This is a genomic window from Phycisphaeraceae bacterium, assembly GCA_020851465.1.
In the GTDB taxonomy this organism is placed as follows: domain Bacteria; phylum Planctomycetota; class Phycisphaerae; order Phycisphaerales; family Phycisphaeraceae; genus JADZCR01.
In genome coordinates this window covers 404,970-418,065 of record JADZCR010000001.1, presented here as the reverse complement: position 1 = coordinate 418,065, position 13,096 = coordinate 404,970, and the positions used below count along the sequence as shown (strand labels likewise).

The 13,096-nt window shown below is 54.6% G+C and carries 9 protein-coding genes; 7 read left to right on the top strand and 2 right to left on the bottom strand.

Features of this window, described 5'->3' with window-relative positions; genetic code table 11:
* The first annotated feature begins 56 nt into the window (after window positions 1–56).
* The 4 genes from IT444_01600 (at window position 57) to IT444_01585 (ending at window position 7,135) form a co-directional block, all read left to right on the top strand.
* Window positions 57–1,637: a hypothetical protein gene (locus IT444_01600; protein ID MCC7191450.1), complete on the top strand. Its 1,581-nt coding sequence runs from the start codon at window positions 57–59 to the stop codon at window positions 1,635–1,637.
* A gap of 59 nt (window positions 1,638–1,696) precedes the next feature.
* Complete coding sequence (locus tag IT444_01595) at window positions 1,697–3,097, top strand: ATP-binding cassette domain-containing protein (protein ID MCC7191449.1); 1,401 nt, start codon at window positions 1,697–1,699, stop codon at window positions 3,095–3,097.
* Window positions 3,098–3,099: 2 nt separating this feature from the next.
* Window positions 3,100–5,112 carry an ABC transporter permease subunit gene (locus IT444_01590; GenBank protein ID MCC7191448.1) on the top strand — a complete coding sequence of 671 codons (2,013 nt, stop codon included), beginning with the start codon at window positions 3,100–3,102 and terminating at the stop codon, window positions 5,110–5,112.
* Between the two features lie 100 nt (window positions 5,113–5,212).
* Window positions 5,213–7,135: a hypothetical protein gene (locus IT444_01585; GenBank protein ID MCC7191447.1), complete on the top strand. Its 1,923-nt coding sequence runs from the start codon at window positions 5,213–5,215 to the stop codon at window positions 7,133–7,135.
* Window positions 7,136–7,170: 35 nt separating this feature from the next.
* On the opposite strand, the gene IT444_01580 is transcribed toward IT444_01585, so the two are convergent.
* The gene (locus IT444_01580) at window positions 7,171–8,064 is read right to left on the bottom strand and encodes a D-hexose-6-phosphate mutarotase (GenBank protein MCC7191446.1); all 894 of its coding nucleotides are present in this window, start codon (window positions 8,062–8,064) and stop codon (window positions 7,171–7,173) included.
* Between the two features lie 13 nt (window positions 8,065–8,077).
* A complete protein-coding gene (gene moaA / locus IT444_01575; GenBank protein ID MCC7191445.1) occupies window positions 8,078–9,124 on the bottom strand; it encodes a GTP 3',8-cyclase MoaA in 1,047 nt (348 codons plus the stop codon).
* Window positions 9,125–9,303: 179 nt separating this feature from the next.
* Between moaA and IT444_01570 the strand changes: the two genes are divergently transcribed.
* The 3 genes from IT444_01570 (at window position 9,304) to IT444_01560 (ending at window position 13,075) form a co-directional block, all read left to right on the top strand.
* Window positions 9,304–10,518, top strand: a complete 1,215-nt coding sequence (locus tag IT444_01570) for a hypothetical protein (GenBank protein ID MCC7191444.1) — start codon at window positions 9,304–9,306, stop codon at window positions 10,516–10,518.
* A gap of 27 nt (window positions 10,519–10,545) precedes the next feature.
* Window positions 10,546–11,733, top strand: coding sequence for a rhomboid family intramembrane serine protease (locus IT444_01565; GenBank protein MCC7191443.1), 1,188 nt, complete (start codon window positions 10,546–10,548; stop codon window positions 11,731–11,733).
* 136 nt (window positions 11,734–11,869) lie between these two features.
* Complete coding sequence (locus tag IT444_01560) at window positions 11,870–13,075, top strand: 6-phosphofructokinase (protein MCC7191442.1); 1,206 nt, start codon at window positions 11,870–11,872, stop codon at window positions 13,073–13,075.
* The last annotated feature ends 21 nt before the right edge of the window (window positions 13,076–13,096 follow it).

Below are 13,096 nucleotides of genomic sequence, written 5' to 3'. Positions count from 1 at the left end.
CTGACTCCCGACTGCTGCCCGTAAACAAAAATACGACACTCACGCGTAACACTACTATGGCTAAGCCGCGCAACCCATTCGAACACCATCACGATCACGGCGATCATGACGACGATCACGATCACCACCACGATCACGGCGTCATAGCAACGGAAGAACTGGACCCCGCGCAGCAGTCGCTGGCCGACGCACTGCGTTGGAGTTTTACGGTTCTGAAATGGGGCATGGTGTTGGTGATTGTGTTCTATTTATTCAGTAATGTTTTCAGTGTCCCTTCCGGCTATGTCGCTGTTCGACTGCGTTTTGGCGAGGTAGTCGGTGATGGACGAGATCAAGTTATTCAGGCTGGCGGTTTGCATTTTGCGTTTCCCTATCCCATCGAAGAAGTCATTCTGATCAAGACTTCGTCGCAGCAGATTGCCTTGTCGAAAGAATTCTGGTGGGAACAACAACCCAATCAACCGGCTGATGCCCCCTCGCGGCCGCTCAAACCGGACAAGGATGGCTCACTGCTGACGGGTGACGCCAACATTGTCCACGCCCGCTGGACCCTGACCTATGGCGTGTCGGATCCGGTGGCCTTTGCGATGAATGTGGGTGATCACGAGACGGCAAATAATCTCGTCCGCGCCGCGGCTGAGGAAGGTGTCGTCCTCGCGATCGCGCAATCCACACTCGATGATGTGATGCGATCAACCCACGACAAAGCAGCCATCCGCACGCATGCCCAGGCGACGCTGGACGAGATGCACACGGGACTGGTGATCACGGACGACATTTCACTCAAGACGCCGACCATTCCCGGCTCGGTGAGGCAGGCATACGAAGCGGTATTAGCAGCTGAGAGTCAGCGCGGCCAGGCGGTTGAGATGGCCACAGCTGACCGTAACACCAAGTTGTCGGAAACCGCCGGAGCCGGCCAAGGGGCGCTGTCTGAGATGATTCGTCAATACGATCTTGCTTCGACCGCCAATGACGCTGCGATGCTGGCGAAGCTTGATTCCCAACTTGATCTGGTATTTACGCAGCTCGAAGTACCTGCCTGGGCGCAAAACAACAAGTTGGATCTTGCAGCTACTGATGACCTCTGGGATCGCTTCAGACGCATGCAAACAGCACAGTCCGGCCCAGATCTTGATGCCGCGAAAGTTGAATACGCAAAAGCACTTGATGCACACGAAGTGCCGATTGCACAGCGGCCAACTCTGCCGGTATCAGGCAAGGTCGCAGAGGTCATCAATGAAGCAAACTCGTCGCGATCAACTGCGGTCGCGGATGTGGAACGTGAAGCAACTATTTTCCGCACATGGTTTGATGTTTACAAAAACAGCCCGGATGCAAAACGAATCGTGATGGCGCGTATCTGGCAGGAGGCCAAAGCGGAGATCCTCAACGGCGATGTAGAGACCTGGTATGCCCCGCCGGGACAACTGGAAATCTGGCTCGGACGTGATCCAGCCGTCGCCCGCAAGCGTGAGGAAGATCGGATGAAACAGGCCGAGGATGCCAAGCGTCAGGCAGCGATGGACGCCTCTAAGAAGGCTCCGACGCAACTGGGGACCGGCGCCCCCGCCAAGCCCCCTGGCCCTCCCATGCCCAAGCCCGCTGAACAACATGAAAACGATGAAGACCATTGAGATCACATTCCCCTCTCGACGTGCCGGGGAGGTTGCCTGATTGTCCGCCGGAGCCTGAAATGACCGCGATACTGACCACAACACCCGCGCCGATTCCGGCACCACCTACCGCTGATGCGGTGATCCGGTGCGCAGGCCTCACTAAAATCTTCAAAGATTTCTGGCTCCGCAATCGAGTTACGGCTGTGGACGCGATTGATCTGGAGGTTCGTCGCGGCGAAGTCTTCGGACTGCTGGGGCCTAATGGTTCGGGCAAGTCCACAACGATCAAAATGATCCTCGGTTTGCTGCACCCCACCGCAGGACGCATCGCGGTTTTCGGTAAGCGTCCTGATGACGTAGCAACCAAAAAACAGATTGGATATCTGCCGGAAGAGTCGTACCTCTATCGCTTTCTCAATGCACGCGAGACTCTGGAGTACTACGGCCGCCTGTTCCATCAGAACGCCGACCAGCGTCGCCGTCGTATTGATCAGCTACTCCAGTTCGTAGGCCTCGAAGCCGTACAACGCCGTCCGGTTGGTGAATATTCCAAGGGTATGCAGCGCCGCATCGGCTTGGCGCAGGCACTGATCAACGACCCGCAATTGCTCATTCTGGATGAACCCACCACAGGGATGGATCCCATCGGGACACGCCAGATCAAAGATCTCATCCTTGAGTTGGCACGCCGAGGCAAGACCATTCTCCTTTGTTCCCACCTTCTGGCAGATGTCGAAGATGTTTGTGATCGTGTAGCGATCATGTTCGGCGGCAAAGTTCGCGCTCAAGGCACCGTCGATGAATTGCTTCTCCGTCAGGACATGACAACGATCCAAACTGAGGCGCTGGATGTGGAGACCATTCAGGAGGTCGAGGCTCTGCTGGAGAAACATGGCAAGAGTATCGACCGCGTGGAACAGCCGCGACAGAAGCTCGAATCTCTCTTTCTTGAAATTGTGCAACAGGCACAGGCTGAGGGTGCCACGACATCCGGCGCGAGATCGGGCGGAAAAATTGCGGAGTTTCTCACCAGCGGGCCTGCGACCCAAAGCGATGAACCGGATAACGTCATCGAACAACTCGTATCCGCACCACAGCCATCTGTTGAGCCAGCCAATCAAGAGCCAGCTATCGTCGAGCCTGCCTCGCCCCAGCCCGACAATGCAGTGCTCAATTCGTTGATCGTGCCCACAAACGAGCCTGCGGAAGCGACAGCGCCTCCTAGCCCGCAGGTCGCAGTGATCCCTTCTGCGGCGACGGCCCTGCCGACAACGCCTAAGCCTGCACCACCTGAACCGGAGCAGACGCCGGTCGTTACTGCGGCACCACCTGCAAGCCAGCCTCCTCCCGTCGAAACACAACGGAAAACAACCGGTGAACAACCCGATCAAGCTTTCATCGAAGCCTTAACCAAGGTTGAGCCGTTCAAGGGCGATGAGCCGGCCAAATCGTCCGGTCATGACGAGTCTCGGAGTTAACTGTGCTGAAACGTTGGGTGATCTGGCTGATCGTCTTGGTGGTGATCGTGGCGTTAGGCCAGGGTCTCGCGGCCGCAATGGTTGCGCAAATTCCTCGGAGCGGCGACCAAGCGGCACTTCAACGCGCTGTGTCAATGCACAACGCGGCCAATATCACGCTATGGATCAGTTGGGCGGCTGCTTATGTGTGGTTAATAGTCGGCTGCTGGTGGTGGCGACACCTTAAACAGGTCCGTTGGACTGCCTTCTTCCTCCACGGAACTGTCGTTCTCTACCTCATCACTGGTTCGCGTATCTATGTCGGGCCGCCCTATCTCCACGGCATGCCAAGCATGTCGTATTACCTGTCTGAGTGGGGGCTCTCCCGCTGGTATCCCGGTACGGCCATCGGCCTCTCGGGTATCTGGGCGATGACGATTTTTTTCTTGCTCGGCCTGGCGTTAATCCGACTCCTGCTGCGACCCGGACACCCGGTACTCGGTATCGCACGGACGCTGGTGGATGAAGCGATACGAATGAAGGTCGCTTTGATTTTCATCATCCTCATCGTCGTCGTACTGCCTATTCTGCCTTTTCTTTTCAATCCAGCGGAACGCCTCCAATACCGAGTGCAATCGTTTATCACTTATTCGCTGGGGTTGGGTACGCTTTTTCTGAGTCTGATGACAATCTTCCTCGCGTGCAAAACTATCTCTGATGAACTGGAGCGGCGACAGATTTTTCTCACGCTGACCAAACCAGTCGGCCGCGGGCAATACCTGCTGGGCAAATGGCTGGGGATCATGGCGTTGAACCTGCTCCTGGTGGCGGCGATCGGCGGAGCAACTCACCTATTCACCCGCATTCTCCAGGCACAACGTGATCGCGGCGACGCGGATCGGTGGGCAGTGGAGGAATATGTACTGGTGGCGCGAGACTCCGTTCAACCGGTGCCGATTGATGAAAGTGCGATGCAGAACATGTTTCGCAATGTGTTCAAGGAGATGTATGAGGCTGAACCTGAACGGTTTGGAGGCGGCAATTACAACCCGGCAAACCCACAGGATCTTCAGGCTGCCGCCAACCAACTCACACCGGAGCAGCGAAAGCAGATACAGACGGTCGTCCTCAATAAATGGTTCACCATCGCGCCTCGCAACAAACAAACTTACCGCTTCACCGGCCTCAACACTGCAAAAGCTTTTGGCCGTCCGATACAGCTTCGTTTCAAGATTAACTCCAACAAGGTTGAAACTTCGGATCCCACGCAAACGGCTGCCATACTGGATAACGAGACCGTAACCTTTGGTCTGAAGCTTAATGGTCATTACTTTCCCGATATAGGCGATACACAAGCCCCGGTCGTCGTCACCCCCAACAATTTCCGTGTCATCGACGTGCCGCTCTCGTACATCAATGACGACGGCGTACTCGACATGGAGATCTACAACATCGATCTGCTCCATCCGGACTTGAGTCCGCCGGTGAGTTTGACGTTTGACTCTTCTGAAGGCTTGGAAGTGCTGTACCGCGTGAGCTCCTATGAAGCAAACCTTTTTCGCGCATTGGCGATCATCTGGGTGCAACTCGGATTCCTAGCGATCTTCGGGTTGGCAGCAGGAACATTTTTAGGATTCAATGTCGCAGCTCTGCTTTCGTTGATGGTTTACGTCGTCTCCATCGCCAAGAGCTTCATTCTCGAATCGATCGGTTACTTCGCTGCGCCGGCGCCGGCAGGATCAAATCTGTGGCAAAAACTCGTCTTTAACGCAACGGGCTTCGGCAGCAATATCGCACAAGGGAAAATCTGGGACGCACTGAAAATTCCCATCGGTCTCCTTGGTGATTCCTTTACGATGGTCGTACCGTCGTTCAGTGATTTTGATCCCGTACCGAAACTGGCGGACGGACGGTTAATCTCCTGGCTGATGGTCAGCGAGACGTTTTTATGGGTTGGTGTGATCTCGGCTGGATTTTGCGGCCTGATCGGCTGGTGGATCTTCAGCCGACGTGAACTAGCGCGGGTGACGGTATAGCCCTCTATCCTGCTGGGTAAGCCGCTATCTTTGTAAAGTGAGCGACCCCGACTGGTTTGTCGTTTTGCGGGTGTGGATCATCTGATCGGAATCGTTATTAATGACTCGTAACCGCATCATTCAGTGGATCGCCTGCCTCGTTCTGGTGGCCAGTCTCACCGGAACATCACTCATGGTTCCCGCCATTGATCGGCAGCGAGGGCAGCTTCAGTTGATGGGGCTGGGACTTGATCGCGGTCGAAACCTTGGCCCCAAGGAAATTGTCGCCAACGTCTTCCTGGCTACTTTTCGCGGCATCTGGGTGGATTACATCTGGTACAGAGCCAATCGACTCAAAGAGGAAGGTAAGTTTTTCGAGATCAATCAGCTCAGCGAGCAGATTACTTCACTCCAACCGCGATTCCCGCAGGTTTGGTCATTCAACGCCTGGAACATGGCGTACAACATCTCCGTTCAAACACACACTCCTGACGAGCGGTGGGACTGGGTTAACAAAGGTATCGCCATCCTCCGAGACAAGGGCATTCCCTACAACCCGCGATCCATCCGGCTTTACCGCGAGCTGGCGTGGATCTTTTTCCATAAATGCGGCCAGTATTCCGACGACGTTCACTGGTACTACAAATCACGACTGGCAAGGGAGTGGCAGGAGGTGCTCGGCGCACCGACTGATGGGGCGTCAAAAGCTGACGTTGCTGCAGCCATGAAAAAAATCGTCGATGCGAAAGACACACTCGACGAACAGATCAAAGCCTATCCCGCCATGGAGCCATTGGTCACCAAGCTCCGGGCGATGAACTATGACATCGACCAGAAACTGCTGATTCGTATCGGTCAGTTGCTCATGTTCACCTATTCGCCGGATGTGCAGTACCTCGGTGAATCAAAAATGATTGCCCGCCTCGGCCCTGAGCAGCAAGCACTCTATGCTGCGATAACCGACCCCGCGCTCGCGCCGGGGCTTGAACCATTGCTTTCCTATCTTCGAAAAAACACGCTCATTAACAAATACAAAATGAGCCCCCAATACATGCTCGGACTGATCGAGCTCTACGGACCAATCGATTGGCGTCATCCCGCGGCTCACGGGCTGTATTGGTCGTCGCTGGGCGTCAAGATGGCGGGAGATCTGCGTAATAAAAAAGATATCGATCTTCTCAACACCTATCGCGGCATCCTCCATGCTCTTCAGGAATTGATGTTCCGTGGAAAGATCGGATTCGACCCGATCACCGGCCAGATCGACCTGTCACCCGACCCTCGATTTATTGATTCCTACACCGCCGCGATGGATCGCGCAGGCAAAGAGTTGGATATTGCAGACGTCTGGGGTGACGGAACCGTCAACTCATTTGCAGCCGGCCACGAAAACTTTCTGCTTGCCGCCGTCTATTTTTCTTATCTCTACGGCGATGAGGCACAAGCCCAGAAATATCTTGACGAAGCCCGCGCGAAATATGCCAACCGCCCCGAAAATGCGACGAAGAACACTTACACCATGCCGCTGGCGGATCTGGTCTTGCGCGAGATGTATCAGAACATCGACATCATGTACTACGCAAGGCAGACAATCGACGGGCTGGTGACGCAGGCCATCGATAAAGGGTTGCTTGCTTCACGGCCGGAAGTTTTTAATCGGTTTATGTCGCTTGCCAAGAGCGTTTACGACAAGTATCAGAAAGAAAGCGGCGGCGGTGCCCAGACGGTCGGTGACCGTACCCGTATGGGACTACCCAAGTGGCCCGACCTCTTCGCCGAGACCTACATCAGAATGATTCGGCGGCCGGCACCTTCGCCCGTCACTCCCTTCCGGTTATGGTCACAGACACCACCAGAAATCCAGCGATGGGTTTTCGACCGACTCCAAGGGCCGATGCGCGAGATAGCGCAACAAGTGGGCTTCGATCCCCTCGTCGCCTTCCCCGAACCGTCGGGTATGGAGCAATACCGGAAAGACAATCCGGTGACGATAGATCAGTCTAATACCGCCAAAGAGGGTGCCGCGGAGATCGAAAGAAAGTAGCGGTCCTGTGCAGAATGCTGTAACGAATTCGGAAATTATTTCAGGGTCGCCCGCATTAGGTGCGTAGTGCCGGGTGCAAGCTCAACTGCATTATCACCGACGTTTGCCGTTTCGATACAGACCATTTGAGTCCATTCGTCATTGCCGAAATCGGGCATAGCCGCAGCCTTGGCGATCCATGGATTCCAGACGACCGTAGTGTCCGATCCGTCTTTTTCAATGACGGTCCTCCGGCCACTCCCGGGATCTTCCAGTACGCACGTGCTTCGCGTTGCCATGTAAACACGATCGGTCTCGCTGACAATTGTGATGGGCTGGCCATCCTGTGTCACACGCAGCGAGGAAGCACCGGGTGCTTTATCAAGATATGTCACCCCTTCAAGGCCGCGTATGGATATCTGTCTCACGTCAGAAACGGTGAAATAGGTGTGTAGTGCCTCTTCGAAGCGAAAAACTGACTGCCCGGTGTTTCTCACTTCCAGCGACATCACCAGCGTTGATCCGACAACAACCGTGTAACGAAGCTCCGCATCATGTGGCCAGATCGAACGTGTCTGTTCATTTGTACGGAATGTCAGAACCGCAGTAACTACACCGTCGTTAGCCTGTTTCACCGACTCAATTTCCCACGGCACCAGCCGTGCGAATCCATGGTTGGGTGACTTGGGACCATCCTTGCGTGGTCCGAACCACGGGAAAATGACGGGTACGCCGCCACGGATCGGCTCGCTGACATCGAACCAGCTTCGCTTACTCATCCACAGAATCGGCTGTTCGCCCCGTCGTTGATAGTGCGTGACATGCGCGCCATGGAGATAGATATCCGCCGCCGCAATGGCAGTACGGATTTCGAGCCTGGTCAGATTGCCTTCACCCGGCAGAAATTGAGCTGCGCTAGGTATCGCAAATTGTTGATTGAGGTCTTTCATAACAAACGAAAGGTTATCCGCCGAGCTGTGACATCGCACGATTGCCTCGCGACGAATGAACTTCGGGTTTCATGGCTACACACTGTCCCATGAGGTCAATGATGCGCGACGGCAACGGCACCGGTCGTAATGCAGCAAGCACGTCCACCTCTCCGCCGTCAAAGAGGCAGCTTCGCAGTTGCCCCATGGCGGTCAGGCGAAGTCGATTACACGTCTCACAAAACGGACGGCTCATCGCGCTGATGAAGCCGAGTCGTCCCCTTGCGCCTTCGAGTTGATAAACCTCGCCGGGACCGACACCCGGCTCGTCTGTTCGAAGTACCGGCATCAGGGAACCGACTTCCGCGGAAATCCGTTGGCGAACTGACTCATTATCAACGGTGTACCGCTCCGCATCATCAATCAACCGGCTGTCACCCAGCGGCATGTACTCGATGAAACGTACTGTCCACGGATGGTCAATAGTCAGACGCGCGAAGTCCGACACCTCATCGTCGTTTATCCCCCCCATCACGACTACATTGAGTTTGAGCTTCTTGAAGCCAGCTGCGACAGCAGCATTGATACCCCGCCACAACGTCGGCAGCGCCTGAAGACCAAGCGTGGTCGATGCCCCCGTAATTTGCGCGAAACGATCCGCCTGAAGAGAGTCAAGGCTAACTGTAATTCGATCAAGACCAGCCCGTTTGAGATCTTCCGCAAGTCGTTCGAGCAGCATCCCGTTTGTCGTCAATGAAAGATCAACGGGACGCAATGCTGCCAAACCTCGCACAATCTCAACTACATCGGCACGAACCGTCGGCTCACCACCAGTCACTTTGAAATGGGTGACACCAACAGCACGCGCCGCCTCCGCCACAGCAATGATTTCTGAAGCGGAAAGCAGGTCTGCTTTTTCGTGAAAATGAACACCACCCTCCGGCATGCAGTACTGACAACGGAGGTTACAGCGGTCTGTAATACTTAGCCGAAGTAGCTTGACTGCTGCGAGACTACGTGGCCCTTGCGCATATTCGGGGCGCTCGGGGCGAGACTCGAAGATCGGCAAAGTGACCGCCATGGGGTGGATTATAGGAGGATGCACCGAAGTAATGAGACTCGAACTAATGAAAATGCCGATGCCGGTAACTTCTACATAAATACCTATTGCATGAGAATGATGATTAAAACTGCTTCGACTTCCCTGTTAAAGTGTCATACGTAATGTACGAGTTGACCTGTCCAGACTGTAAGAATGTGATGAAGACGCCGTTTGCCCGCGTCGGTGCGGTGGCAACCTGTACGCAATGCAAGCGACGGTTTTCTGTGTCCCCCGAGACGCTTCGCCGAACCATCGTTCCACAACCAACCGATGCTCTGTCTGCCGTTGTCGAACCGATCGCAGTTCCTCACCAGCCGGCACCTGCGCGAGGAGCGCCCGCCGAACCACCCAAGCCCGCACCGCGACCGCCAACAACAGCATCCAAGCCAATTACTTCCGGACCTGTCGGAGCGGACCTACTGGACGATGATGATGACCCAGATCCTGAATCTCAGGATGTCGCCGCACTTGCGTCCGCCGCTGGCGCCAGCATCAGCAAAGGTACTCGTCAACGCATCCAATATCAGCGTGACGTGCAACGACGCCAGCAACGACCGATTCTGCTGCTTTCGCTTCTATTCCTGATCTTGGCGGGTGGGATTACAGCTACGGTTATTTATCTAAAAAGTCGCCAAACATCGGCTCAGGTGAACACGAGTAACAACGGCTCAACATCGCAGACTCCGCCGATCCGTGCACTTGATGAAAAGTTGACGCTGGTTACTCCCGAACGAGTTCCTCGCCCGCAATGGGAGTCCATCAACGAACCTCGTTTTACTTTTACCAAGCCGATCTATGCATTAACCATCGAGAACGATCGCACAGTTCGTGACGCTCAGGATCAACCTGTTCTGGAAGCCAATGTCAAATTCAGCAAGTTCGGCGTTCTGGAGCAGGCAGCGATCGTAATCACTCTCGTCGGCGAAGATGATGTTGCGTTCGCAAGGTGTACCTACGCGCTGCGCAATCTCACAGCCAACCGCACCTCTAGAATCAGGTTGCCGATTCCTCAGGAATACTTTTCCCGCTTTGAACGTATTGATTTCAAGGCTGAATATGACGAGCGGTATTACTTCCCAGATAACGCACCGTTCGAGAGTCGTGATCTGATCCTTAATGTCCTGCCCGACGGCGAACGAACAGTCCTTGAAATCAAAACGTACAATCCGGTCCAGGCATCGCTTGAACGCGCAATGTTTTTCGTAACGGCGTTCGACAAGGAAGATAATTCTCTCGGCTCCTGGATGCTGCGATGGAATACCTCGGTCGGCGAGCGCCAGCCGGTGCAATTTGCGGTGATTATTCCGCTTCGATCTTCTGAAATCGCGCGATGGGAAGTGGTCGGGGAAGGTGTTCCAGAGCGGAAGAAATAGCGCGGCTCAGACCGCACTGGCAGGTACATGTTTTTCCCCATCCGCTCTGATCGACGGCTCAACTCGACCCCTTGGGTCAATCTTTCAATCATTGTCATCAACGTCATTGTTTATCTGGTTACTCAGAACCAGATCGCTGCCATCGAACAGGCCATGCGCCAGGGGGCGTGGAGCTATTCGCAGCTAATCCGCTCCTTTCCGGTGCTGGACTACTATCTGCTCCCTAATGCCAAGCTCTACCAGTTCATCACGTATCAGTTTCTCCACGCATCACCGATGCACCTGATCGGAAACATGGTGTTTCTCTATGTCTTTGGCAACAGCGTTGAAGACAGGCTTGGAAAACTTGGTTATGCAGCCTTTTATCTGGCGGGTGGTGTTGTTGCGGCCTTAGGTCATTTTCTGATGGAACCTGCTCCGATTCTCGGTGCCAGCGGGGCTGTCTGCGCGGTCACGGGGGCTTATCTGGTGCTCTTTCCGTTGAGCAATATCACCATCATTTACTGGTTCATCGTGATTGGCACTTTCGAGGTGTCAGGACTGTTGCTGATCGTATTTCAGATAGGCGAGAACGTGCTTCTACACGTAATGGGTAGAGGCGGTGTTGCTTACGTGGCACATCTCTTCGGTTATGCGTATGGCTTCCTGATATCGCTGGGCTTGTTGGGTGTTCGACTGCTGCCGCGCGAACCCTATGACCTGCTTGCCTTGTATGAACAACGCCGTCGTCGAGCAAAGTTCCGCAATCTGACGCGTCAGGGTTATCAACCATGGGAAAACAACAAGCCGGGTGACCCCGCGCCTGCGGACGATCTCAAACCCACGAGTGAATCCGAACAGAAACTCATGGATTTACGCGCAAGCATCGCCGCGGATCTTTCCGCGAATCGATCCGATCATGCCATGGAGAGTTATGAAAAGCTCCTGGAGTTGGACCCGGGACAGGTGATGGGACGTCAGCAGCAACTCGACCTGGCAAATCATCTGATGTCGGCTGGACGACATGAACATGCAGCACGGGCATACGAGTTGTTCCTCAATACCTACCGCGTTGACGGCCAACGGGATCAGGTCGAACTAATCCTCGGCCTGCTGTACGCACGCTACCTCGATCGACGTCAACGAGCCAAAGAATTGCTGACCTCTGCACTGACCCGCCTGAACGACCCACAACAGAAAGAGTTGGCACAGCAAATGCTTGCGGAAATTGGTTAAGGATAGTTGCTGGCCATCAACAGGTCTGCGTCTCGATCTGGGTTTACTCCGCACCAGACAATCTGTATGCGGTATGCTTCGCGGTTTGCCTCCGCGTCGCTTTCCCGCGAAACTCTTTCGCCTTCAAAGGAGCTATATGGCCAAGACGTCTTCCCTATTGCGCGGCAACGCCGCCATCGGTCAATCCGGCGGGCCGACCGTTGTCATTAATCAATCTCTCGTCGGTGTCATTGAGGCACTGCGTAACCACACTGGCATTGACAAGGTACTTGGATGTATCCACGCAGTCCGTGGCGTGCTCAGCGAACAATTCATTGAGCTCCAGAATCTTCCGCAGGAACGGCTCGAGCGAGTCGCAAGGACGCCTAGTGCTGCACTGGGTTCCAGTCGAGATAAACCCGACTCCGACTACTGCCGCCGGATTTTTCAGCATTTTGCCAAACACAATATTCGGTATTTTTTCTATCTCGGCGGCAATGACAGCTCGGACACCTGTCGCATCGTCAGCGAGATGGCCAAAGCAGATGGTTATGAGCTGCGCTGCTTCCACGTGCCTAAAACCATCGATAACGATCTGGTACTCAACGACCATACGCCGGGATTTGGTTCTGCGGCAAAATTCGTGGCACAAGCCTTCATGGGTGACAATCTCGATAACACGGCTTTGCCGGGTATCAAAATCGATGTTGTCATGGGCCGACACGCAGGATTTCTGACTGCGGCGAGTTTGCTTGCACGGCAGCATCCCGAAGACGGGCCGCACCTGATCTATGTTCCCGAGGTTGCATTCAACACCGATAAGTTCATCGTGGACGTCGAGCGGATTTATCGCAAACATGGACGATGTATGATCGCGGTGAGCGAGGGTATTCATGATGCGAAAGGCGAGTTGATCGCGAGCAAGATCGCCAGCCGAGTCGAAAAAGACGCACATGGTAATGTGCAGCTCTCCGGCTCAGGCGCACTGGGCGACTTTCTCAGCGACGCCATCAAACGACACATGGGCCCCAAGACGCGCGTCCGGGTGGATACGTTCGGCTATCTTCAGAGGAGCTTCGTGGGTTGTGTTTCTCCAACCGACGCTGCGGAAGCACGGGAAGTAGGCCGCAAAGCTGCCGAAGCCGCTATTGCGGGCCAGCTTGAGGGATCGGTGACCATTCGTCGCCAATGCGATAATCCCTATCAAGTTGAATACAAGCTAGTCTCACTGGCGGAAGTTGCAGGAAAAACGCGAACACTTCCGCGTGAATACATCGTCGATGACAACAATATTGACGAGTCTTACAAGCAATATCTGACTCCGTTGGTCGGTCCGCTGCCGGAGGTGGAGCTTTTGAGGTAAGGCCGCGGAGTTAGCGGCTTT

What these genes read in the sequence shown, in the direction of transcription:
- IT444_01560 (MCC7191442.1), top strand. Translation starts at nt 11,870, where the DNA reads ATGGCCAAGACGTCTTCCCTATTGCGCGGCAACGCCGCCATCGGTCAA.
- IT444_01580 (MCC7191446.1), bottom strand. Translation starts at nt 8,064, where the DNA reads ATGAAAGACCTCAATCAACAATTTGCGATACCTAGCGCAGCTCAATTT.
- IT444_01600 (MCC7191450.1), top strand. Translation starts at nt 57, where the DNA reads ATGGCTAAGCCGCGCAACCCATTCGAACACCATCACGATCACGGCGAT.
- moaA (MCC7191445.1), bottom strand. Translation starts at nt 9,124, where the DNA reads ATGGCGGTCACTTTGCCGATCTTCGAGTCTCGCCCCGAGCGCCCCGAA.
- IT444_01565 (MCC7191443.1), top strand. Translation starts at nt 10,546, where the DNA reads ATGTTTTTCCCCATCCGCTCTGATCGACGGCTCAACTCGACCCCTTGG.
- IT444_01570 (MCC7191444.1), top strand. Translation starts at nt 9,304, where the DNA reads ATGAAGACGCCGTTTGCCCGCGTCGGTGCGGTGGCAACCTGTACGCAA.
- IT444_01595 (MCC7191449.1), top strand. Translation starts at nt 1,697, where the DNA reads ATGACCGCGATACTGACCACAACACCCGCGCCGATTCCGGCACCACCT.
- IT444_01585 (MCC7191447.1), top strand. Translation starts at nt 5,213, where the DNA reads ATGACTCGTAACCGCATCATTCAGTGGATCGCCTGCCTCGTTCTGGTG.